At 45.8% G+C, this 24,789-nt stretch carries 3 protein-coding genes; all 3 read left to right on the top strand.

Features of this window, described 5'->3' with window-relative positions:
• The first annotated feature begins 8 nt into the window (after nucleotides 1–8).
• The 3 genes from MHH31_RS01995 (at nucleotide 9) to MHH31_RS02005 (ending at nucleotide 24,787) form a co-directional block, all read left to right on the top strand.
• A complete protein-coding gene (locus tag MHH31_RS01995) occupies nucleotides 9–10,703 on the top strand; it encodes an amino acid adenylation domain-containing protein (RefSeq protein ID WP_342495205.1) in 10,695 nt (3,564 codons plus the stop codon).
• A gap of 45 nt (nucleotides 10,704–10,748) precedes the next feature.
• Nucleotides 10,749–14,582: an amino acid adenylation domain-containing protein gene (locus MHH31_RS02000; RefSeq protein ID WP_342495206.1), complete on the top strand. Its 3,834-nt coding sequence runs from the start codon at nucleotides 10,749–10,751 to the stop codon at nucleotides 14,580–14,582.
• Between the two features lie 62 nt (nucleotides 14,583–14,644).
• The gene (locus tag MHH31_RS02005) at nucleotides 14,645–24,787 is read left to right on the top strand and encodes an amino acid adenylation domain-containing protein (RefSeq protein ID WP_342495207.1); all 10,143 of its coding nucleotides are present in this window, start codon (nucleotides 14,645–14,647) and stop codon (nucleotides 24,785–24,787) included.
• The last annotated feature ends 2 nt before the right edge of the window (nucleotides 24,788–24,789 follow it).

Below are 24,789 nucleotides of genomic sequence, written 5' to 3' on the forward strand. Positions count from 1 at the left end.
GGTGGACTATGAGCAAACAGAAGATTCAAAAGGTATATCCTTTAACACCAATGCAAGAAGGCATGTTATATCATGCCATGCTAGACCCTAATTCTTCCTCTTATTTCACACAGCTGGAGCTTGGAATAAGAGGGGAATTTGATCTCGATCTTTTTGAAAAAAGTCTCAATGAGCTCATCGGCACATATGACATTCTCCGTACAGCCTTTGTCTATCAGCAATTACAGAAGCCTCGTCAGGTTGTACTGGCAGAGCGCAATCTAGATGTGTATAGAGAGAATCTATCTCACCTGAATCATCAGGAACAGCAAAAGGTACTAGATCAATATAAAAAGCAAGTGAGAAAGCAAGGCTTCCATTTAACGAATGATTTGTTATTAAAGGTCGCTGTTTTTCAACTGAATGAAACAAACTGGCATCTCATTTGGAGCAACCATCACATCATCATGGATGGTTGGTCCATGGGAGTTTTGATGAAAAAATTGTTTCATTACTACGAATCTTATCGAAACGGCAAAACGCCGGATCGCTCACAAGGAAAACCTTATGCAGATTATATCCAGTGGCTTGGCAAGCAAAATCAACAAGCAGCGGAAGGCTATTGGAAGGATCGCTTAGACGGTGCGGTTCAGCATCAAGGGCTTTTGCAGCAAAAAGAAGCGAACGGACAATATGACCATCAAGAATGGACGTTCACATGGGATGCTGAAATGGTCAGCAGCATTCAAGAGATCGCAAGGAATTGCCAAGTGACAGCACCAAATCTATTCCAGGCTGTTTGGTCGGTTCTTTTAGGCACTTACCATGCGGCAAATGATGTCACTTTCGGAACAGTCGTATCTGGCAGGCCGCCAAGTGTGGCTGGTATAGAACAGATGGCAGGGCTTTTTATCAATACAATACCGGTCAGGGTAGAAATGAATCAGGAAGACACCTTCAAACAGCTGTTTCAAAAAGTTCAGCAGCATGCGCTGGAAGCGGAAAACTATGATTTTATGCCGCTTTATGACATTCAGCAACAGACAGCTGCAGGAGGACAACTCTTCGATCACTTGGTCGGGTTTGAGAACTATCCTTTAGATCAAGAGCTATCTGGTGACACCATGTCGGAACGTCTAGGGTTTTCCATTGATGTAAAAGACGGATTTGAACAAACGAATTTCGATCTAAATGTCCTCGTATATCCAGGTGAAACATGGACATTGAAAATCAAATACAATGCGGTGGCTTTTGAAGAAGAGGTCATTGAAAAAATATCGAAACACCTCACTAATCTCATGAAGCAGATCATCGAAAATCCGGAAGTTCGCCTTCATGACGTGACGTGTATCACCGAAGAAGAAAAACAGCAGATTGAAGCATGGAACAAGACCGAACGAGATTATCCAAAGCATCTGTCTATTCCTGAGCTTCTTAAAGAACGCATTCAAACGCAGCCAGACCATCTGGCGTTAGTCGAAGGAGAGCGGGCATTCACCTATGAAGAGCTCGGCCAAGAAATCCATCGTGTTGCGGGACATTTGATTGATAGCGGAGTGAAACAAGAAGATGCCGTCGCAGTGTATATGAATCGATCTGCTGAAGCAGTGATCGCCATTTTAGCGGTTCTTCAAGCAGGGGCTGCTTATGTACCAATTGATCCAGCCCAGCCAGAGGAGAGAATCCGCTTTATGCTTGAAGACAGCGGTGCATCCGTGTTGCTCTATGCGGACAGCCAGCCGCCAGTTCATGAAAGCATCCAAGCCGTTCATGTGTCAGACATATCGAATCAGTCAATCGTACCATTGGAAGTCGAGACCTCTCCTTCGCAATTGGCATATATCATGTACACGTCGGGGTCAACCGGCCAGCCAAAAGGTGTTCAAATTGAGCATCAGCATATTGTCAGATTGGCATGTTCTCAGGAGACACTGGGCTTGAACAAGTCGGATCGTATGGCACATACAGGAGCAGTCAGCTTTGATGCCATTACCTTTGAAATTTTTACAACACTGCTGAACGGTGCAACGCTTTATCCTGTTGACCGTGACACGTTGTTAGACATCAACCGGTTTGAACGATTTATCCAAACGAATCAAATCTCGGCGCTCTTTTTAACGACAGGTTTGTTTAATCAACTCGCTCAGCAGCGGCCGCATATGTTTAAAGGATTGTCCAAATTGATCACAGGCGGTGATGTGATCAATGTGAAAAGTGCAGAGCTTGTGAAGAAACATCATCCATCACTTGTTTTACTGAATGCGTATGGCCCCACAGAAAACACCACCATCTCAACCATTTATGAGGTGAGAGGGGATGAAACGGGCACGATTCCAATTGGTCAGCCGATCAATCATTCGTCCGCTTACATTTTAGATGACAATCAAAGACTTCAGCCAATTGGTGCGCCAGGAGAGCTGTATGTCGGCGGAGACGGTGTCTCAAGAGGATATCTCCATCGTCCAGAATTAACAGAGCAAGCATTTATCGCTGATCCTTTTAAGGCAGAAGGGCGTTTGTATCGAACAGGAGATTTGGCTAGGTACGGTTCAAATGGTCAAATCGAATTCCTCGGACGGACAGATGATCAAGTGAAAATCCGCGGCTTCCGTATTGAGCTCGGTGAAATTGAAACGGTTCTTCAACAAGAGACAGGGATCGATGATGCGGTTGTGCTCATCCATGAGTCTCCTTCAGAAGAAAAAGAAATGAACGCTTACTATACGGGAACGATCACAGAAGAAGAAGTGCGGGCTCTATTTCATCAAGCACTGCCAGCATATATGGTACCTCATCACGTCATGAAGCTAGATGCTTTTCCGCTTACAGCAAACGGAAAGGTCGATCGAAAAGCTTTACCAACGCCTGACGAAGCTGATCGTGAAGAAATCAGGATCATTCCACCTGAAACCGAGACTGAAAAGGCGCTTGCTCAAATTTGGGAGGAACTGCTTGGGAAAGCGGTGGGAATAGATGAGCATTTCTTCATGACTGGCGGACATTCACTCAAAGCAATGATGATGTCAGCCAAAATTCAAGAAGTGTTCCAAAAGGAAGTTCCGATTCAAGTGATATTCGAAAAGCCAACGGTTCGATCGCTTGCGGCATACATTGACCAGGACGGTCAAGAAGAACAAGGACATCCGATCTTACCCGCAGCGAAGGCGGAGGACTACCCAGTGTCACCAGCTCAGCGGCGCTTATACATTTTACAAACACTTGAACCTAAGAGTACGAACTATCATATTCCGATCGTCTTAACGCTTGAAGGTACGCTTGATCATCAGCGGCTCACCTCAGCATTTGATGAATTGATTCAAACGCATGAAATCTTAAGAACGAGTTTTCATATGAAAGGCGAGAACGTCGTCCAAAGGGTACATGAACGAGCGGCATTTGATCTCCCTGTTCATGATGTAAAGGAAGAAGAGGCCGAGGCATTTCTTGCTGAACGTCAGGCGCCGTTTGATTTGACAGCCGCTCCCCTCCTGCGGGCACAGCTGCTCAAAGTGAGTCATGATCGTCATCTATTAGTCTTGGAAGCACATCACCTGATTACAGATGGCAGTTCCATGAAGACGTTCATTCAGGATTTGGCGAAAGCCTATGATGGAGAGGCACTTGCAGAAAGAGCCATTCATTATAAAGATTACGCTGTCTGGCAGTTAAGTGAAGAAGAAACAGAGAAACAGCGTGCGCATGAAGCGTATTGGCTGAAACAATTCGAAGGAGATGTACCGGTTTTAGATTTGCCGACAGACTACCCGCGTCCAGTGGAACGTGATTTTTCTGGAGAACGGGTGATGTTTGGCTGTGATCAAGCGACGACTCAGCGTATTCATGAGCTGCTCAAGAATACAGATACGACGCTGTACATGTTCTTGTTATCTGCATTTCAAGTGCTGCTCGCTTCCTACAGCGGACAGGAAGATATCATTGTCGGATCTCCTGTTGCGGGGCGAACACATCCAGATATTCAGGACATGCCGGGGATGTTCATCAATACCATTGCGATGCGCGGGAAACCGGAACAAACAAAGTCATTTTTACAGCTGCTTAAAGAAATAAAAGAAACGAGTGTAGATGCTTTTGCACATCAAAGCTATCCGCTCGAAGAGTTAATCGCGCGTCTACCGCTTGATCGTGATACAACCCGAAGCCCGCTCTTTAGTGTTTCGTTTAATATGCAGAACATGGATGTTCCTGCACTAAAGCTCGGCGATCTGAACATTTCGCCTTATGCAATGCAGCACCGATCCGTCAAATTTGATCTGTCTCTAGAAGCATTTGAACGTGAGGGAGAAATAAAACTAAGCCTAGACTATGCAACGGCATTATTTAAAGAGGAAACCATCCGCCGGTTCGGAACACATCTTCTTGCGATTATTCGTGAGGCGGTCCAGCATCCGAATGAACAAATTGGCTTGTTCAACCTCTTGGATCAGCATGAGCAAATGGAGCGGCTGGAGAAAAGGGATGGGGAACAAACAGGTCAACATGAGCCGTACCATGTGCAATTTTCACGTCAAGCCATGGAAACGCCTGATGCCATTGCGGTGATGGATGGTGAAAGGAAGCTGACCTACCGTGAACTAGATCACATGTCCAATGCTCTTTGCAGTGAGCTGAAGATGCAAGGCGTAGAGAAAGAAAGCACAGTCGCACTTATTCTTGATCGCTCTGTCTATGTCATTGTCTCCATGCTAGGTGTAATGAAAGCAGGCGGTGCATTTGTACCAATTGATCCAGCTTTTCCTGCGGAACGTATTCGTTACACATTAAAAGATTCAGGGGCAAAAGTCATCGTGGCAAATGAGTCTCTTGGCGATTCGTATCAGCATCTCAAGTCGATTCAGGTCGTACATGTGGAGAAAGCCGTCCAACGAAACGATTCTCTAGACCTGCCAGACGTATCGGTTGATCAACTGGCTTATGTGATTTACACATCTGGAACAACAGGGAAGCCAAAGGGTGTACAGCTCACGCATCGTAATCTATCACACTACGTCAATTGGTTGACACATGAAGTGACTTTACAAGAATGCGATCGAACGGCACTCCTGTCTTCTTATGCATACGACCTTGGTTACACAAGCATTTTCCCGGTTCTAAAAGCAGGCGGGACACTCTATATTCCTCATGAAGACGTGTATACAGACCCTGTACGTCTCATGCGTTTTATTGATGAACAAGAGCTGACTTATATCAAAATGACACCATCCTTATTTCATATGATGGCAGATTCGAAGGGTCATACATTTGACGCTTTACGGCTTGTGGTATTGGGAGGAGAACCGATTGTCTCTGAAGATGTTGAGACATTTATGAAGCAGCATCCATGCGTTGCAGTGATGAACCATTACGGTCCGACAGAAACAACGATTGGTACAGTGAGCAAGCTAATGACACCGCATGAACTGGACGCTTTAAAGGAGCGTTCTATCATCGGAAAGCCTATTGCTCATACAAGAGCGCTCGTATGCAATCGCGAGCAGCGCCTTGTTCCTTATGGTGCACCGGGTGAGCTCTACATTTCAGGTGATGGTGTTTCAAAAGGTTATTTGAATCAGCCTGAATTAACAGGGGAGCGTTTTCTTGAAAATCCTTATTTCCCTCAAGAGCGGATGTATCGAACGGGAGATTTGGTCAGACAGCATGTAAATGGGGAGATTGAATTCCTTGGAAGAGTAGACGATCAAGTGAAAATTCGCGGCTATCGAATTGAGAAACAAGAAATTGAGCATGCCGCACGTGCCCTTTCAACCATTCAAAAAGTGTATGTCAAAGTGATCAACACATCTCGTTTACCGGAGCTGGCGTTATATTATACAGCACCTGATCACATTGGAACGCTGACATTTAGAGAAAAGCTTTCAGAGACGCTGCCGGATTACATGATTCCTACTTATTTTGTCAAAGTGGATCATATGCCGCTGACACAAAACGGAAAAGTAGATGCAAAATCTCTGCCGCTTCCTCATGAGGCACATATGAACCGCACGGCACACGTAGCACCAGAAACGGCGCTTGAGCAGACGCTTTGTGATATGTGGTCAGATGTTCTTGAAATTGAAAAAGTCGGCATTGATGACCATTTCTTTGAATTAGGCGGGCATTCTCTGAAAGGCATGGTGCTCATTTCGAAAATGCAAGCCAAACTGAATCAGCATGTTCCACTCAAGGTTCTTTTTGAAAAGCCAACGATACGGGCGATAGCTGCCTATTTGGAAGAAGCTGATGCTTCGCTCGTCACATCCATTCAGCCAGCGGAAAAGCAAGATTTCTATCCAGTCTCTTCCGCACAAAAGCGAATGTACGTATTACAGCAGTTGCATCCAGAATCCGTCACCTACCATATGCCAGCCGTTTTCATGATGGAAGGAAACCTTGATCTGAAGCAGCTAGAAGGAGCGATTCAAGCTTTAATTGATAGACATGAGTCATTGCGGACAGCCTTTGTTGAAATTGATGGCAGTCCCGTCCAAAAAATCTATCGCCGTGTGCCGTTTACGTTACAGATGGTTGAAGTAGAAAGCGATCAGGTACAATCCGTCGTAGATAACTTCATGACACCATTCTCATTACATCAAGCACCTCTAATGAGAGCGAAAGTGGCAAAGTTGTCTGATGATAAATATGTGTTCATGATGGATATGCACCATATCATCGCAGACGGGGTGACACGCAGTCTGTTCATTCAAGAATTAGCGGAGTTGTATGAGCATAAGACGTTACCGCCAGTTCAGTTGCACTACAAGGATTATGCGGTATGGCAGCAAGAGGAAGAGCAGCAAGTAGCACTTGAAAAACAGCGGCAGTATTGGCTGGAGCAATATGCACAGCCACCAGAAGACTTGGCACTTCCGCTTGATTTCCCGCGGCCTAGCGTGCAGTCATTTGCAGGAGACCGGGTTGATAGATGCCTGTCTGCTGAAAAGGCGCAGCATGTCAAAGCGCTCATGGCTGAAAAAAATGTGAGCTTGAACATGGTGATGCAAACGGCCTTTGCCATTCTCCTTCATAAATTGACTGGGCAGCATGACATCGTCATAGGTGCTGTAACGGCTGGCCGTACACATGCGTCAATCGAACGGATTCCGGGCATGTTTGTGAATACACTGGCCCTTCGACATGACGTTCAGTTAGAAGAGACAGCAGAGCATCTGCTAGAAAAAATAAAAGATCACAATCTATCAGCTTATGAGCATCAAGGATTCCCGTTTGAGGATTTGGTCGCGCAGTTAGACCTTTCGAAAGACACGAGCCGCAACCCGTTGTTTAGTGTCATGATTACAACGGATGACCGTGATCTGACGTTACCGAATTTGAATGGACTTACGCTTTCACACAAACAGCAAGAAGCCGTTCAGGCAAAGTTTGATTTAACGCTCGGCATCTTTGAGGAACAAGATCAAGTGGGCTTGCGCTTTGAATATGCAGCGGCACTATTTAAAAAGAGTACCATTCAGCGATGGAGTCAATATGTTGAGCGAATCATAGACGAAATGATCGCGAAATTGAATCAGCCGATCTCAACCATCTCCATCTTAACAAAAGAAGAAGAGCGAGAACTGCTTAATGAATGGTCAGGACCTATCCTAGATGTCCCGACAGATCAAACGGTTCATGCATTGATTGAGGTGAAGTCACAAGAAGTACCTCATCAAAAAGCCGCAACTTTCTGCGGCACAAGCTGGACGTATGAAGAACTGAACAACCGGGCGAATACAGTCGCCGCAAGACTTATGTCCAGCGGCACAAAACCGGGAGACCGCATCGGCATTCTCACGCGTCCATCGCTCGAGATGACAGCCGCTGTTCTCGGAGTTCTCAAGGCAGGTGCGGCATTCGTGCCAATTGATGCCGATTATCCAGCGCAGCGCATTGCCTACATGTTGGAAGATTGCGGGGCAGAGGTCCTTCTGATTCAGAAAGAGCTCACTGCACCACCTTCTTTCACAGGTCATACCCTCTTCATAGAAGAGGCGGTAGAAGGAGAAGCGCACGAGATTCAGGTTCCTATCAAGCCAACGGATCTCGCTTATATGATTTACACATCTGGAACGACTGGACAGCCGAAGGGTGTCATGGTCGAGCACCGGTCCCTTGTCAATCTCGCCTACTGGCACAATGATGCCTTCCAGGTGACGAAACAAGACCGAACCGCCAAATATGCCGGCTTTGGCTTTGATGCCTCCATTTGGGAGATGTTCCCGACGTGGATCGCCGGCGCAGAGCTCCATATCATCGACGAAGCGATTCGCCTCGATATGATCAAGCTCAATTCGTATTTTAATCACGAAGGCATCACCATTGCGTTCCTGCCAACACAGCTATGTGAGCAGTTTATGTCGATGGACAATCATTCTCTCCGTTACTTACTGACAGGCGGGGACAAGCTGAAACAGGTGAAGCCCGTTCCATACAAACTCGTCAATAACTACGGCCCAACAGAAAATACGGTCGTGGCGACAAGCGGGATCATTGATCCAGATCAAGGCACGCTTCCTATCGGAACAGCGATTGCCAATACTCGTTTTTACATTATGGGTTCGTTATATGACCTCTCGCCGCAAGGCGTACCGGGTGAACTTGTGATTGCGGGGAAAGGACTGGCAAGAGGCTATTGGAATCTCCCAGAGGAAACGGACAAACGGTTTGTCCCAGATCCGTTTTATCCTGGAGAGCGCATGTACCGTACAGGTGATTTGGTGAAATGGACAGAGGATGGCGAGCTGATCTACCTCGGCAGAAAAGACCATCAAGTGAGCATCCGCGGATTCCGGATTGAGCTGTCAGAAATTGAAGCGCAGCTCCTTGCGCTGGATTCAGTCCAAGAAGCCGTCGTGACAACGGTCAAAGACGCAAGTGATCAAGACGCTCTTGTCGCTTACGCCATCACAGATGAAGAAACGGGCACTTTGAAAGAAAGCTTAAAGCGCACCTTGCCAGAATATATGGTGCCATCATGGATCATCGAGCTAGACCAACTGCCGATGACGGCAAATGGAAAAGTGGATCTCAAAGCACTGCCAGCACCTGATGTGGAAGCGAATCAAACAGCATACGAAGCGCCAAGAGATGAAGTGGAAGCACTGCTTTGCGGCATTTGGGAAGATGTGCTTGGCGTCAGCCAAGTCGGTATTCACGACCATTTCTTCTTCCTTGGCGGAGATTCGATTAAAGGCATCCAAATGGCAAGCAGACTCACGCAAGCGGGCTGGAAGCTCGATATGAAACTGCTTTTCCAATATCCAACGATTGCGGAGCTCCGCCCATATATCGAAGAAGCGGATCTTCTCACAGCCGATCAGTCAGCTGTCGAAGGAGAGGTGATTTTAACACCGATTCAGCGCTGGTTCTTTGAACGGAACTTTGATCACCAGCACCACTGGAATCTCTCAATGATGCTTCATGCACCAAAAGGGTTTGACTTGGCTGTCACAGAACAAGTTCTGCAAAGGCTGCTCTCACATCATGATGCACTGCGCATGGTGTTCAGACAGGAGCACGATGACATTCTGCAATACAATCAGCGGGAGCTGACAGAACCATTTTCAATTATTTCTTGTGATGTTTCAAAAGCGCAAGATGTGAAACAGGCGATTTCCACATACGCCAATGAGTATCAGCGTCAACTGAATCTTGAAAAAGGTCCGTTGATGAAAGTGATTTGTTTCCATACAGAAAACGGTGATCACTTACTCATGATCACACATCATCTAGTGATTGACGGCGTTTCATGCCGGATTTTACTAGAAGACTTTATGTCTCTTTATCATCAGGCAGAAAAAGGAGAAGCGATGGTTCTGCCGCCAAAAACGCACTCTTTCAAAGAATGGGCAGAAGCGGTTGAACGATACGCGCAGTCACAGCTGCTAAAAAACCAAAAGGGGTATTGGGCAGCGATTGAAAATAGACCGTTTACGACTTTACCTGTTGACCATGAAGTAAAAGAAAGAAAAGTCGCGAATACGAAAGCGGTCAAAATGCAGCTGACAGAAGCAGAAACCGAGCATCTGTTAACGAATATCCATCTTCCGTACACAACAGAAATGAATGATATTCTTCTATGTGCGCTCGGACTGGCCGTTCAGGAATGGACAGGTCAATCTCATGTACATGTACAGCTTGAAGGTCATGGAAGAGAGGACATTTTATCAGGATTAGATATATCCCGCACAGTTGGCTGGTTTACGAGCATGTATCCAGTCGTTCTTGAAGCGAAACCGAATCAGACCATTGCAGACGCTATCAAAGGAACGAAAGAGATGCTGCGGCGTGTACCGAATAAAGGGATTGGTTACGGTATTTTAAGATACATGACACCATCCGAACCGTCAGTCAAACACGTGCAGCCTGAAATCAGCTTGAACTATCTGGGGCAGATTGATCAGGAAGTGACGACAGAACTCTTTGGGCCCTCAACCTATGATATGGGCCGTCAAGCAAGCCCTGAATCAGAAGCTGTTTATAAGCTGAACCTCAGCGGTCTTGTTCAGCACAATCAATTCATTCTGTCGTGCTCATATTGTGCAAGTGAATATGAAGAACAAACGATACAGCAGTTCATCGCATTGTTGAAGGAGAAAATCAGATCCATCATCACCCATTGCTTAGCGCATCAAGAGCGAGAATTTACGCCAAGTGACTTCTCGGCTGCAGACCTTGAAATGGATGAAATGGACGATATCTTTGACATGCTCGAGGAGAAATTGACCTAACACCACTAGATCAGTCATGAAAAAGGGAAAGGAGGAATGAAATAGATGAGTCAATTTAAAAGGGATCAAGTTCAAGATATGTACTATCTGTCACCGATGCAAGAAGGAATGCTGTTTCATACCCTCCATCATCAAGAAAAAGGCTTTTATGTAGAACAAATGGATATGAACGTGAAGGGCACACTTCGGCATGATTTGCTTGAGAAAAGCATGAATATCATCGTGGAACGGTACGATATTTTTCGTACCGTGTTCCTCCACGAAAAAGTGAAGCGTCCTGTCCAAGTTGTATTAAAGAATCGACCTTTCCAGCTTGATGTTGTGGACATACAGGACCTTTCTGAAAGTGAACAGTTTGAACGTATTGATCGTTTTAAACAAAAGGATCAGCTGAGAGGATTTGATCTCTCAAAGGATCTGCTCATGCGGGCCTCTGTTTTTCAAACGGGTCCTTCAAGCTATCGCTGGATATGGAGCTATCACCATATCCTTCTAGATGGCTGGTGTTTTGGTCTAGTTGTGCAGGAATTGTTTGCGATTTATCATGCACTTTTGCATGACATCCCTTACAGGCTGGAGCCAGTCAAGCCATATAAAGAATATATTCATTGGCTGGAAAAACAAGATAAACAAGCCTCACTTGAATATTGGACGCAATCTTTGGCTGGCTTTGAGGGGCAATCGACTTTTAAAGAACAGCGAAAGCAAACAAATGAGCATGAATTAGGCGAAATCGAATGGGCCATGAGTAAAGAAGAAACAGCTGCTTTATCAGAGTTAGCCTTGCAGCAGAATGCCACGTTAAGCAGTGCGCTTCAATCGGCTTGGTCCATTTTACTAAGCAGGTATCAGCGGTCAAATGATGTTTTGTTTGGAACAGTTGTGTCAGGACGTCCGTCGGATTTGGCTGGTGTGGACCGGATGGTGGGGTTGTTCATCAATGTCATTCCAAGACGAATTCAGCTGACAGACCAAATGACGTTCCGTTCTCTATTATCAGAGACGCAGCAGCAGTCTTTAGCGGCTGAACCGCACCAATATATCCCGATTTATGATATTCAGGCTAAGGCAGGTCAGCAGCAGCTCATTGATCATATTGTGGTGTTTGAGAATGTCCCTGCTGCAAAGAAAGACGAGCAGGAGTCACTGCTTGGCTTTACAGTAGAAGACATGAATGTCTATGAAAAATCGAACTATGATCTCAATTTACTTGCATCACCTGGGGAACAATTGCAGCTGAAGCTGGCCTTTAATCAGCGTGCATTTGACCCTGCATTTGTCCGTAAATTAAAGGATCAGCTGACCCTTTTGATCAAAGGGGCCATCAAACATCCAGATCAGTCAGTTCATACACTGACACTTGTGACAAAGCAGGAAAAACAGCGAATGTTAGAGGAATGGAATGCACCTGAGCTGGAGCATGATCAGCTATATTTGACAAAGTGGTTTGAGCATAATGTCCGAAAACAGCCGAATGCAGTGGCATTATCAGCAGGTGATCACACGATGACATATGCGGAGCTGAACGAACAAGCCAATCGACTGGCAAGGCATTTGCAAAAAAATGGGGTCAATCATCAAACAGTGACCGCCATTTTAGCAGAGCGGACACCTGAACTCATTGTCAGCTTACTCGCTGTCTTAAAAGCAGGTGCCACCTATGTGCCGATTGATCCAGATTATCCAGAAAGCCGTATCCAATATATGCTGAAAGACAGCGGAGCGACGCATCTTCTGACTCATTCATCCTTTATCAGTCAGACGAGGTCACTCGCATTTGGTGGCACGTATCTTTTTGCAGATGATCAAGAAATTTTACTGATGAGCTCAGAGAATCTGCCACTTGAAGCTGGTTTAGATGATACGGCATACATCATGTATACATCTGGAACAACCGGACAGCCAAAAGGCATCATGACGACCCATTCCAATATTGCCCGGGTGGTCAAAAATACGAATTATTTAACCATTTTAGAAACAGATACATTGCTGTCGTTATCAAATAGCGTATTTGATGGCTTTACATTTGATGTATATGGTGCGCTTTTAAACGGAGCAAAGCTTGTCCTGCCGCAAAAAGAAACCATCTTAGATATGGGGAAGCTCACTGAGCTGATAAAAGGAGAGCATATTTCTGTCATGTTTGTTCCAACCGCTTTATTCCATCTTCTCGTTGATGAAGGAACAGACTGGATGCGCGGTGTGCGTAAGGTGCTGTTTGGGGGAGAGAGGGCATCAGTTCAGCATGTGAGAAAAGCCTTTGATGTGATGGGAAAAGGCAGATTGTTGAATGTATACGGACCAACCGAATCAACGGTTTTTGCCACGTATTATCCAATAGATGAAGCAATCCCTTTAGAGGCACATTCTATTCCAATTGGGAAGCCGCTCAACCAGACGGGCGCTTATATATTGAGTGAGCACAGGCAGCTTCAGCCGATTGGAATGGTTGGAGAGCTTTGTCTGAGCGGCAAAGGACTGGCAAAAGGATATTTGAATCGTCCTGATCTGACAAAACAAGTGTTTATTCCTCATCCTTTCGCTTCGGGTGAGCGCCTGTATCGCACAGGGGATTTAGCCTATTTTCGAGAAGACGGTCTGATTGAGTATGCAGGCAGAGTCGATGATCAGGTGAAAATTCGCGGGCACCGAATTGAATTGACAGAAATTGAAGCCAACCTTCTCATGCATCAAGGTGTAAAACAAGCTGTACTCCTAGCGGATCATGATGAAACAAATCATACAAGACTGCTTGCCTACATCACGTGTGATGATGCATGGAAAGGGAAACTCGATGACATCAAATCAGGGCTGAAAGAGCGTCTTCCAGCTTATATGCTGCCTCATGAGCTGATTGAACTGGAGAACCTCCCACTTACGCCAAACGGGAAGGTTGATAAACGCCAACTACCAAAACCAGAGGCGCCGCAAGGAAACCGCCGTGTGAAACTGCCCGCAAATGAAGTGGAACAAAAGCTGCTTTTGATGTGGCGGGAAGTACTTGAACGAGAGGATATTAGCACAGATGACCATTTCTTTGAGCTTGGCGGACATTCTTTAAAAGCGATGTCTCTATTGTCCAAAGTATCAAAAGAGTTTGAGGTTCAGGTGCCGATCCATTTGTTGTTTGAGACCCCGACGATTGAAGCGCTTAGTCGTTATATTCAGCATCAGGACGGGGAAACCGCTGGCTATCTTGTATTCAATGAATCTCAAACATCAACAGTCTTTGCTCTTCCGCCATTACCAGGCTACGGCTTTATCTATCAGGAAGCAGCAAAAACGCTTGATGATGTTCGGTTGATCGCCTTTGATTTTATTGAAACGAATAACCGAATGGCGCAGTACGTTCAGCATATTCAGCACCTTCAGCCAAAAGGGCCGCTGACGTTGATGGGGTACTCAGGCGGATGTTACCTCGCCTTTGAGCTTGTTCAAGCGCTTGAACAAGGAGGGCGGACAGTCGAGAAGGTCATCATGATCGATTCCTATAAGAAAATTGGAGAAAGTGATTTAGAAGGACGATCCATTGATGATGATATTGAAGCGATTGTTCATCAAACGAAACAAAGCGAACTTGCTCAAGGGGAGATCGTTCAAGAAGCGCTTGCCCAAAAGACGCGCGCCTACTATGAAACGTTTGTTAAGGGGGTGAATCAAGGCAAAATACAGGCAGATATTACGTTCATCCAATCTGAAGAACAAATAGCGATCCCGGACTGGATGGAAGAGTGGACACAGGCAACGGCCGGATCTTTTACTCAATACCAAGGCTATGGCCGGCATGCTGATATGTTCAAGCATAAAGAATGTGCAGCTCAAAATGCACAGCTGATCAAACATATTGTCAATCAAACAAATAGAGAACGAGTCTTGTAAACTTTAGATTAGGCAGGATGCAGCCTTGCAGTCCTGCCTAACAAAAAAGGAAAGGAACTCATATGAAACCATCAACCATTAACCAAACGAGTATACATGTATCAATGGATGCGATTTTACAAGATGTAAAAACAACCATTTTACAAACTAACGAAATCGAACGCTTCGCTGTTTTTTCACGTGAAAAAACCATTCGACCGCGGCCGTATCACCTCTCTCATTTATTTCTCGACAAGCACATTGAGCAGGAGGCCGCAGCGGAAACGATACAGACGAAAACGGCTGTACCTGCTTTGGCCGACATGCCGCCCGCTCTTTCCTATGGAGGGGATCTCGACGTCACACAAGGCGCACAGACCTTACAGGACGTCTTAACAGAGGCTGCAAAAACGACAAATGGGCTTACGTATATCGTGAATAGCAAGAACGAACTCACACAATCTTATGCGCAGTTACAAGGAGACGCCGAGAGGGTTCTGACTGGGTTAAGGGCACTGGGGCTTAAGGCAGGCGATCCTGTTTTCTTTCAATTCTCATCGAATCATGCCATGGTCACTGCCTTTTGGGCATGTGTATTAGGCGGATTTGTTCCAACGCTTGTGTCGGCTGCCCCAACCTATCGGGAGATGAATGCTGCAGTGAAGAAGCTTCATCACGCTTGGAAGCTGCTCGAGCATCCGCTCATCCTAACAGATGACTCACTGATCGAGGAGGTGCAAGGGTTAGCCTTCCTGTGGCATACAGACCAATTACGTGTCGCAGCAGTTGAGCCGATGCTGACATTAGAAAGAGATACAGCCGCTCACCCTGCCGCGCCGGATGATTCCGTCTTCTTTATCTTAACGTCTGGAAGTACAGGGATGCCAAAGTGTGTAGAGCATTCCCATAGAAGTGTGCTGGCGAACGTCAAAGGAACAGTGGCAGCGAATCAATTTACACAAGAGGATGTCTCGTTAGACTGGATGCCTTTAGATCATATTGGTGGCATCGTGATGTTCCACCTTGTCAATGTGTACACAGGCTGCGAGCAGATTCGGGCAAGAACAGATGACTTTATCGCTCAGCCGCTGCGGTGGCTTGACTGGATGGACCGCTACCGTGCAACGAAGACATGGGCACCTAACTTTGCATTTGCGATGATCAATGATTATGAGAAAGAGATTTCATCAGGGTCTTGGGATCTGTCGGCGATGACCTGCATGATCAATGGGGCAGAGGCGGTCGTTCCAAAAACCATCCACCGATTTCTACACCTGCTTGCTCCGCACGGCTTAAAGGGAGATGTGATCAGACCGGCTTTCGGCATGTCTGAAATCTCATCAGCGGTTGTGTTTTCCTTTGCGATTGAGCGTGGAGATGAAAACAGCGGGGTTCTGACCTTTGAGGAAACGTCGCTGACAGAGCAGCTAAGACCAGCAGAAGCACGTGAGACGGGAACCGTCAGCTTTACTGAGTTGGGCAAACCGATTCCAGGTATCACGATACGCATCGTCAATCATCAGCATGAGCTTCTTCCAGAAGATCATATTGGCCGTGTGCAAATAAAAGGTCCAACCACCATGAAGGGTTATTACCGGAATGACGAAGCGAATCAAGAAGTATTTCAAGCGGATGGCTGGTTTCACACGGGTGATTTAGGTTTCCTGCACGAAGGAAGGCTGACACTAACCGGTAGAGAAAAAGACATGATTATCATCAACGGGAAAAACTATCACAACTATGAAATTGAAGCCATAGCAGAAGAAGTACCGGGAGTAGAAACGAGCTTTGTGGCTGCTTGTTCTGTCCGAATGGAGGCTTCTGCATCCGATGAACTGATTCTCTTTTTTACACCGAAGCTGTATGAGCCAGCTTATATTATGAGGGCAAGTCAACACATTAAATCCCATATTGCAACAAAAATGGGCTTGTCTGCATCTCGCATCATTCCTGTCCAGAAGCATGCATTTCCCAAAACAAGCTCTGGAAAAATAGAAAGGGCACAGCTCAAGACAAGATGGCAAGAAGGCGAATTTGATGAAATGATCATGGAAATGGACATGAGACTTGAAAATGAACATACCTTGCCTGATTGGAGTTATCAAAAGAAGTGGATACCTGCTCCACTTGATGTAGCTGACAAGCAGATCATAGGGGACGTTGTGATCTTTGCAGATCCATTAGGACTGGCAGATCAATTGAAATCTTTTGCAAACAGTGAACAAACATACATTACGGTTGAACCGGGTCAAGCGTTCAAACAACTCACACACACTCACTTCATCATCCACCCGAATCGGCCGTCTGACTACGAACAACTCTTTGAGACGCTCCGTTCGTATGGCGTTTCGGTGAAACACATCATTCACCTTTGGAACTATACAAACCAAGAAGACAAGCTTTATGTGGACAAGGCAAAACAAGCGCAGAAAACGGGCAGCATGAGTGCATTATTTTTAACAAAAGCCATTTCCGTCTATGAGGAGCAGGTGGCCATCACTTTTGTCTCAGCCCATGCGATGAATGTGCCGGAGGATCAAATCCACGATGTAGAAAAAGCAACGACAGTAGGACTGATGACAGCAATTCAGCATGAATGGCCGCTTATCAAGGTGCAATGTCTTGATTTTTCTCTAGCAGAATCGGTATCTAGTCATTCCCATGCAATGGCGATAATGGCAGAACTCACACATGACCAAGATCGTCATGTTGCTGCGTATCGTCAAGGCGTTCGTTATATTCCCTTTTTAGCACCTCTTCATTTGGAAAAGGAACAGAAAAGGAAAGAGCCGCCATTTGAATCATCTGGGCTTTATGTCATAACAGGCGGGCTAGGCGGAATTGGACGTTTAGTCAGTGAACACCTACTGACATCTTATCAAGCACATCTCGTATTGCTTGGAAGGAAAGAAAGAGAGGCACTTTCTAGTGACCAGCAAGAGACATTGGCTTTCCTAGAGAAGCAGGCAAAAGTGCATGGCGGCAATGTTCTGTATGAGAAAGCAGACATCACGGCTGAAAAAGAGGTGGAAGCGATCATCTCTAGACATGAGGTCGCTGGAAATCGAAGGCTGGATGGCATCATTCATTTCGCAGGTATCATTCAAGAAGAACTGCTTGCTGATATGACATCTGTGTCTCTGAATGACATGTACGAAGCGAAGGTATATGGAACGATTGCGCTTCATGAAGCTGCCTCCAAACGCAGGAATGTTTTATTTCTTTCCAGCTCGTCAGCCCGAACGCTAAAGGGCGGTATGACTGTCGGCGCCTATTGCGCTGCCAATGAGTTCGTGGAACAATTTGCTCATTATCAGAAGCTGACATCTACAGTGAAGCCATATTGCTTTAGTTTCAGCATGTGGGACGAGATTGGAATGAGTGAAGGCTCCATGATAAAAGGCATTTTAAAAGAAAGAGGTTATCTCCCAATTTCAAAGCAGGCAGGCTTCCAAACGATGCTCGCATGTCTGATGACAGATGCTCCGCTCATTTATACGGGATTGGATCGATCGAAGAAAGAGATTCACGAGATGGTCCATGCGGATGCGGAGATGCAAACAGAGCAGACCTTTTACGTCTTTTTCAAAACTGATCAAACAAAGGCGGTTGAAGAGCGGCTTTATCAATCGATTCATACATGTTTACAGTCCCGTCTATCTGGTGAATATGCCGTGCATTTGTTTCCTGAGGAATATTGGAAAGAAACAGAAGATGGATCGCCAGACGAGGCATATTTTCATGAATTAATAGAGGAAAGCGGAATGGATGCAGACAACAGAGCACCTCACACAGAAACGGAGAAACTGCTCGCACACATTTGGTCAGAGCTGCTCGGTGTCTCAGATGTCAACTGCGGCGATCATTTCTTTTTACTAGGAGGTCATTCGCTGAAGGCGACGCAAATGCTGTCTGCGGTTAGACAAAAAACAGGGTTTGACGTACCGCTTGCTGTGTTGTTTGAACATACGAGACTCGGAGAATTAGCAGACTGGATCGATTCAAATGCCAAAGCAGATGAAGTGATTCCGATGAGAAAAATGGAGAAGGGTCAGGAAATTCCGATGTCTTATGCCCAGCAAAGACAGTGGTTCCTCTATCAATTAGAGCCGGATCTGCCATTTTACAATAATACGATTTCTTTTCGGATGAACGGGCCTTTAGATATCAAGGTGCTTCAGGAAAGTCTACATCATATGGTGGAAAGACATGAATCGCTCAGAACGTCCTTTACGATGAGCGGGGATGAACCGATACAGGTCATTCATGAACAGATGGCCCTTCCAGAGCTTGAGGTGATGGACCTTTCAGGCATAGCGTCACAGGAAGAGAAAGAACAAAAAGCGGCTGAATGGGCGAAAGAAGAGGCATCCACACCTTTTCAATTAGAACACGAAGCGCTCTTTCGAGTAAAGCTGATTCGACTTTCACCCGCAGAGCATATCTTGCTTATGTCCATTCACCACATCGTGTCAGATGGCTGGTCGATCGGCATTGTTGCAAGAGAATTATCCGAGTGGTATACAGCGGCGATCGAAGGGCGGGAGCCTCACTTGCCGGCACTGCCAATTCAATATGCGGATTACGCACTGTGGCAGAAGGAGTATTTGACAGGAGAACCACTAGGTAAGCAGCTTGCCTATTGGAAGGAGCAATTTGCGGCACCTGTTGAAGATTTGGTATTGCCGTATGATCATCCGCGGCCGGCCGTTCAATCCTACAAAGGGAAGACGAAAACATATCAGCTGTCGAAGTCACTGTCTAAAAAGATTGCGGCGCTATCCAAGAAAACAGACAGCACACTGTATATGACCTTGCTGTCGGCTTTCTCTACTCTATTACATCGATTGTCTTCACAGGACGAGTTTGTCATTGGCTCGGTCATTGCTGGGAGAAATCGAACGGAAATGGAGCATTTAATCGGCTTTTTCGTGAATACATTGGCGCTTCGGATCGACCATAGCGGGAATCCAGCCTTTACGGAATTATTAGAGCGAGTGAAGGAGACAACCGTCGGTGCTTATGCACATCAGGATGTGCCGTTTGAGATGGTGGTCGATGAATTGAATATTGTGCGTGATGCCAGTAAGCAGCCGCTGTTTCAGGTCATGTTTGTTCTGCAAAACCTACCGCTTGAAGCTTCTCCAATGGGAGAGGCGACGTCGGTTTTAGCCATTGAAGATAATGATACAGCGAAATTTGATCTCTCCCTGTTTGTGTTTGAAGGAGCTGAAGGTCTTCAGTTAAAACTTGAGTATCATGCGGATTTGTTTTCTGATGACACAATGGAGCGATTCCTCGCATACTACGAGCACCTGCTTGAAGGAATTTGTGAAAATCCAGCGCAGCCGATCAGACAAGTGAATTTCCTGCCAGAGAAAGAAAAGCATCAATTGCTCTATGAATGGAGCGGAAAGACTGATCAACCAAAAGGTCCGCTACTCATGACGGAACGATTTGAAGCGCAAGTGAAAAAGACACCTCATGCAGTGGCGCTTGAGTTTCAAGGAGATGAGTGGACGTACCAGGAGTTACACGAGAAAGTCAATCGTCTAGCAGGCTATTTGCAGCAGCGAGGCGTGACGCCGCATGAACCAGTTGGACTGCTCATCGACAGATCGCCTGAAATGATTCTTGGGGTGCTGGCCATTGTGAAAGCAGGCGGGGCTTATGTGCCAATTGATCCTGAATATCCAGATGCCCGCATTGATTATATGCTGAGAGATACAGGTATTCAGCTTTTACTGACAAAAAATGAATGGCTGAAAAAAGTATCCATCCATCAAACGGAACTCATTTGTCTTGATCAAGGGTATGAAGAATTTTTACCAGAAGCAGAAGTCATGCCCGCTGCACTAAGACCTGATGGACTTGCTTATATCAACTACACATCGGGGTCAACTGGACAGCCAAAAGGAGTACTGATCCCGCATCAAGCGGTCGTCCGGCTTGTGTGTGAAACAGACTATGTCACCCTTAATGAACAAACGCGCATTTTACAAATCGCCAGCTTCTCTTTTGATGCTTTTACGTATGAAATATGGGGTGCCCTTTTAAACGGGGGAAGGCTCATACTGACGGATCGAAATACCATTTTATCAATGGATACATTAGCGGAAGCACTAAAAACTTATCAGATTACAACAGGGTTCCTGACTGTGCCGCTGTTCAACCGTTTAACAGAAGAACATCCAGAAGCTTTATCTGGACTTCATGCATTATTGGTCGGCGGAGATGCCTTATCAGCCGCTCATATCCGAAAAGCACTACCGTATTTGCCTGAAGGGCTTTTAAATGGTTATGGACCAACAGAGAATACAACATTCTCCTGTGTGCATCACATTCGGGCACTGGAAGAAGATCAGGCGACGGTCCCGATTGGACAGCCTATTGCTTATTCACAAGCTTATGTATTAGATGACCAAATGCAGCCAGTTCCGCAAGGCGTCATCGGCGAAATTTATGTTGGCGGCACAGGGCTAGCACTTGGTTACCTTGGAGATGAAGAAAAAACAGCATCATCATTTATCCCGCATCCTTTCCAAGAAGGAGCGCGTTTATATAAAACAGGCGATATGGGCCGCTGGCTGTCAAATGGCATCATTGACTGTCTTGGAAGAATCGATCATCAAGTGAAAATTCGTGGACACCGCGTGGAATGTGGAGAAATTGAAGCCGCTATGCTGACATTTGATGACATCAAAGAATGTGCCGTTATCCCGTATCAGCATGAGAGTGGTCATAAGCGATTGATCGGTTATTTTGTCCAAAAAGGCGGCATGACCACGCAAGACATTCGCCATAACTTAAAAGACATTCTGCCAGATTATATGGTACCAAGCCTATTAATAGAGCTGGATGAATTACCGCTCACGCCAAATGGCAAGGTAGACCAAAAGCGTCTTCCGCCGCCAGAGTGGAGACAAGAAGAAGTAGAAACAGCCATTGACAAAGCAGCTACTGAGGAAGAACGTGTGTTAGAAAAAGTGTGGTCTCAGCTGCTAGGCGTTCCTTCTATTGGCGTCCATGATAACTACTTTGAGCTTGGCGGAGATTCCATTATTGTCATACAAATGGTGGCACGCTTAGCACAGGAAGGCTACGTCATCCAGCCGAGAGATGTATTTGAAAAACAGACCATCTCACAACTCGCACAAGTGATGAGAAAGGCAGAGGTCTCTACGGTCTATGATCAATCACCTGTGACAGGAGAGGTTCGTCTTCTCCCGATTCAATCTTGGTTCTTTGAGCAATCGATGACCAATCAAGATTATTGGAATCTATCGGCGCATATTGAAATGAAGCGATCTGTTCCACATGAACAGTTAACACAGGTTCTTTCAAAACTGGTCGATCATCACGATATGCTGAGAGCTATCTATACAAAAGAGGCAGATGGCACATGGATTCAAACCATTCGTGAGCCTGGTGTCACACCATGTGTCACATTCTTTGATGTGACGGATGTATCTCAGGAGGAAGCACGGGAACAAATCCGCTTGGAGACAAGTGCCTGTCAAGGAACATTGTCATTAGAGCGCGGAGAAGTGATCAAAGCGATTCTTTTTCATACAGGTGAAGACACGTCTGAGCTCTTTATTGCTGCACACCATCTCGTCATGGATGGCATATCATGGCGCATGATACAAGAAGATGTACTAAATGGATTGAAACAGCTTGCTACGGGGCAGGACATCATATTTGCGAAAAAAACCGCCTCCTATAAGCAGTGGGCAGATGCCTTATATGAATATGCACAAACAGATCAATTACAAGCGCAGGCCTCTTTTTGGCAAAAAATCAAGGATCAAGAGGAAGAAGGTTCTCCTTTCCAACTGCCTGCGCTTTCTAATATAGAAGAACATGCAGAGATCCTGTCGGTTCAGCTCACAAAGGAACAAACAGATATGTTACTTAGACAGGCCTCACAAGCATACCGAACAGAGATTAACGATTTACTGTTATCAGGCCTCACGCAAGCCATTGGAAAGCCAATGCTCATCACGTTAGAAGGGCATGGACGCGAGGATTTATTTGAACAGATGGATTTGTCACGGACAGTCGGCTGGTTTACAAGCTCTTATCCTATTTTTATTCCTTTTATACAAACCGATGTTGCAAGACAAATCAAAGACGTCAAAGAAACCTTACGAGCTGTGCCGCAAAAGGGAATCGGCTATGGTTTGCTTCAATACATGACAGAACCTCGTTTACTCAAAACGGTAACGCCGCAGATGAGCTTTAATTACCTCGGTCAGTTAGATCAGGCAGATGGCGAAGCCAAGCTTTATATAGCAGACGAACGAAATGGACATGTTCACGATCCGAAAGCAGAAAGACAGCATTTGATCGATGTGTATGGATATGTTACAGATGGTCAGTTGCAGATGAACTTTATGATCAATCGTGAACTGCTGCAAGATCAAGAGGTGCGGTTGTTACCTGAACGTTTTAAAGAAAAAATGGAGATCATCTTGGCGCATTGTGTTGAAACGAGCGGCGGCTTTACACCATCTGATTTTCCGATGGTTCAGCTTACGCAAAAGCAAATAGATGAACTTCCAGACAATGTAGTCGATGTGTATCCGCTGTCTCCAATGCAGCAAGGAATGCTGTTTCATGCACTGCTAGATCAAGCCTCACAAGCTTATTTTGGTCAGGTGCATATGACGCTCCAAGGCTTAACAAACGGTGATGCCTATGAACAAGCTTGGAACCTTCTTGTAGAACGTCATTCGATTTTGAGAACAAAATTCGCTTGGGAAGGGCTGAAGGAGCCTGTTCAGTTCATTCAATCAGAAGGAAGCATCCACCTCACTCAGCACGATGTGCGCCACCTGAGTGATGCGGAGCAAGAAGAGACAATCGAACACTTTTTAGTATCTGATCGTTCAAAGGATTTCAATTTAGACCATATAGATGAACCGCTGATTCGGATTGCTTTATTCCGTTGTGATGAGGAAAGATGCACGTTTGTCTTTAGTTTTCATCACATTTTAATCGATGGCTGGAGTTTGTTCAGTTTTATTCAGGAATCTTTTGCGCTGTATCGCTCTCTTGTGGATGAACGAGAGATCAGTCTTTCTACAGTCCGTCCATATAAAGATTTTATCGAATGGCTGCAAAAGCAGGATCAAGAGAAGGCGCAAGAATTCTGGCAGCGTTATATGTCAGGCGTAGAGGAAGCGACACCGCTTCCAGGAGACGGCGAAGAACATGCTTCAGACCAAGAAGCAAGCATGGCGCAGTCCAGCGTCAAACTGACGCCAGAGATGCAGCAGAGACTGGAGAAGATGACTGGCAAGCAGAAGGTCACGATGAGCACACTGATTCAATCAGCGTGGGGACTGCTCTTGCACCTTCATTCGGGCGCAGAGGATGTCATATTTGGGGTGACCGTATCTGGCCGGCCAGCCGACTTACCAGAAGTGGAAAGCATGACAGGGCTCTTTATTAACACATTGCCGCTTCGTCTACCGATCCATTCGGACTGGACGATTGCGCGTTTGCTCGCCCATACACAGGAAACCGTTTTTCAGATGAGAGAATACGAGTATACCGTATTGCCAGATATTCAGCAGATGACGGAAATTCCAAATGGAGAGGCATTGTTTCACAGCATTGTCGTGTTTGAAAACTATCCGATTGAATCCATTGAGCCGTATGGCGTACGCATTTTAGACATCGCCAGTCATGAAGAAACAAATTATGACTTAACCCTTGTCGCAGTGCCGGGAGATACGCTGGAGCTTCGGATCACATACAACTTAAATCAATATACAGAAAAGCAAATACAAACGCTGATGCAGCAGCTGATTCACACACTTGAAGCCATGACAGAACAAGTGGATACGCCGCTATCTTCCTTCACCATTGTGACAAGTGAGGAAAAAGAGCGGATGATCAGTGATTGGGCGAAAAACGCACATGTCAGCGTGCTATACCCAGACCAAGAAGAAGTTTATGCAGGCGTACATGATCCTGCCTATGAAACGGAAATATATGTCCTGAATGAAGAACATCAGCTCATGCCGATTGGATTTCCTGGAGATATTTTTATCGGCGCCAAAGAGATCAAAGCACTTTTTGGAGAGCTAGCCGATTGGATGGAGGCGCATAAAATTCCGCATCCATTCAAACATCAAACAGGCGAATATCTTTATCCGACAGGGGATGTCGGCGTTTGGACGGAAGAAAGCAAGATTCAGATTTTGGATTGGATGTAGGA

Source organism: Bacillus sp. FSL K6-1033, from assembly GCF_038630765.1.
Taxonomy (GTDB): domain Bacteria; phylum Bacillota; class Bacilli; order Bacillales; family Bacillaceae; genus Bacillus; species Bacillus altitudinis.